The sequence below is a fragment of the Streptomyces sp. NPDC098781 genome, assembly GCF_044759995.1.
GTDB lineage: Bacteria > Actinomycetota > Actinomycetes > Streptomycetales > Streptomycetaceae > Streptomyces.
In genome coordinates this window covers 109,259-111,402 of the sequence record NZ_JBIWAK010000013.1, presented here as the reverse complement: position 1 = coordinate 111,402, position 2,144 = coordinate 109,259, and the positions used below count along the sequence as shown (strand labels likewise).

Below are 2,144 nucleotides of genomic sequence, written 5' to 3'. Positions count from 1 at the left end.
GTTCAGCGCTTGCCGGCATCCGGGTCAGGACCGTACACATCGCTCGTCCGGGCCATCTGCTCGTCGATCCAAGCCGTTGAATCAACCTGCGGCTTCCTAACCTCCTGCAGCATGAGACGCTGAGCATCGGCCGTCGCGCGGATCACCCTCATGAGCTCATCCAGGCCGCCCTCGAATTCGTCCTTGATCTTCAACCAGGTCGGCCAGACCTCCTCGCCGTACTCATCCTCGGGATCACCAGGCCACTGGCCGTACTTGTCCGGATCAAAGCCCCTGCTGATCGCATCAGCGAGATGCGCGATCGACTCCAACTGCTCCACTGCAAGCCAGATCCGTGCGGGATCACCATGGAACGAGCCACCGCTAGTCACGGCCGCCGTCCTCATCCATCTCATCCCGCAGCCGGTCACCGACCGGGCGCCCGCTACGACCGCCCGGCTGAGCCACCGACAGCAGCGAACCGAAGATCTTGTCCCAATCCACACCCAACCCAGCCCCCGCAGTCACAGCAGAGGCCTCGGTCTCAGGGTCCCTGCTATGACGCGTCACCAAGGGCTGAAACGTGTCCACGACCCGCCGCGCCATCTGGGCGCGGCCCTGCTGAGCCGCTTCAAGCACCGCGGCGGCCAGTTGCGCGGCACCCATCGACTTGTACTTGCCGTCAAGGAACCTCAGCTGGGTCAACTCGCCCTGCGGCCCCACCGTCACCTCAACCGAACGATCACGCGACGTCACAGTCATCGAAGCGTCCCGCAGCTCCCGCTCCGCTCGCGACACCGCCTCACGCGTCGCCGCCAGTTCCGCCCTGGCCTTACTCAGGCGCTCCGCCAAGTGGTCGTTCAAAGCCTTACCTCGTCGTCAAGAGAGTCCACGTGATCCGGTTCATGAGGTGTCCGCGTCCAGGCGCGCTGCCCGCAACTCGCCAACCGGTGCGGTTTCAGCGGCCGATGACCGCTGGCGCACCGCCCTCGTCCGTGCCCCAGACGTCCTCGTCCTCCGACACCCAGGACGAGCGTTGCCTGTCATTCCTGTCGTTCTGTCCCTGCGTCTGCCCCGGCTGCCCACCCATTGGCGGCATGAAGGGCGTGCCGGACGATGCCGTGCTCGCGGGGCGAGCAGTGCTGATCTCCTCCTCGTCATACAGCTGACCAGCAGACTGGCCGGCGCGTCCGGTCCGCGTCGGTCCGCTGTCCATGACCGCACGCACACGCTCGGCCGACTCGTTGCTTCCCTGCGAGAGCTGACCGCCCAAGGACATACCTGGCGGCAGCATCGGCATGGGGCGCCCGTCCTCGCTTGCTACGGCCGAATTCCTTTGCTGGTTCAACAGTTCTGTCGGGTCATACTGCTGACCGTCGAAAAGCTCCTCCTCGTACCCCGAGTAGGGGGAGCGGTAGTCGGTACGGGCGTCCGGCAGGGTCGGCGAAGTGCCGCTTGGTGGGAGCGGGGTGGTCTCCTTGTGGCCGTCCGGGTACGTCGTCGTGATCTCGTTCGTGCCGGGGTCGACAACCGTGGAACGACCGTCGGGGTAGTCCGTGGTGAGCGTGCCGTCGGGGTTGAGGGTGGTCCAGCTGCCATCGGGGTTGCGCACGGAGTCCCCGGGGTCCATGTCCTTGACATCGACGCTGCCGTCCGGCGAGACGGTCACGACCTCGTGCTCGCGCGGGTCCACGGTCGTGAATCCGCCGTCGGGGAAGTCCGTGGTGAGCGAACCGTCGGGGTTCTCCACGGTTCGGCTGTCATCGCCAGGCAGGTGAGTCCCTTCGCGCTGCAGCCGTTCGTACCGCTCCCTAGCCTCCTGCTCCCGCCGCTCCTGCTCGCGACGCTGGTCCTCCAGCTGCTCCTTTTGTTCGCGACGCTGCTCGTCCAACAGCTCCTGCTGTTGCTGAGCCTGCTTTTGCTGCTCTCCCTCCCGCTGCTTCTGCTGCTCCTCCAACCGGTCCCGGTACTCGGCCTCCGTCTTGATCCGCTGCTTCTCCTGCTCCTCCTGCTTGTGCTCCAGCTCCTGCCGCCGCTTCTCCTCCTTCTCCTGCTGCTCCTCCTGCCTGTGCTCCAGCTCCTGCCGCCGCTTCTCCTCCTTCTCCTGCTGCTCCTCCTGCCTGTGCTCCAGCTCCTGCCGCCGCTTCTCCTCCTTCTCCTGCTGC

General features: G+C 66.0%; 2 protein-coding genes and 1 pseudogene. All 3 read right to left on the bottom strand.

Translation table 11 applies throughout. The features are described 5' to 3' along the window. Positions 1-2: 2 nt before the first annotated feature. Complete coding sequence (locus tag ACIQWG_RS38210; protein WP_404104883.1) at positions 3-320, bottom strand: hypothetical protein; 318 nt, start codon at positions 318-320, stop codon at positions 3-5. 43 nt (positions 321-363) lie between these two features. Further along, complete coding sequence (locus ACIQWG_RS38205) at positions 364-843, bottom strand: YbaB/EbfC family nucleoid-associated protein (protein ID WP_404104880.1); 480 nt, start codon at positions 841-843, stop codon at positions 364-366. Between the two features lie 94 nt (positions 844-937). Then, positions 938-2,144 (bottom strand): annotated as a pseudogene (locus ACIQWG_RS38200) (hypothetical protein); the annotation flags it as partial.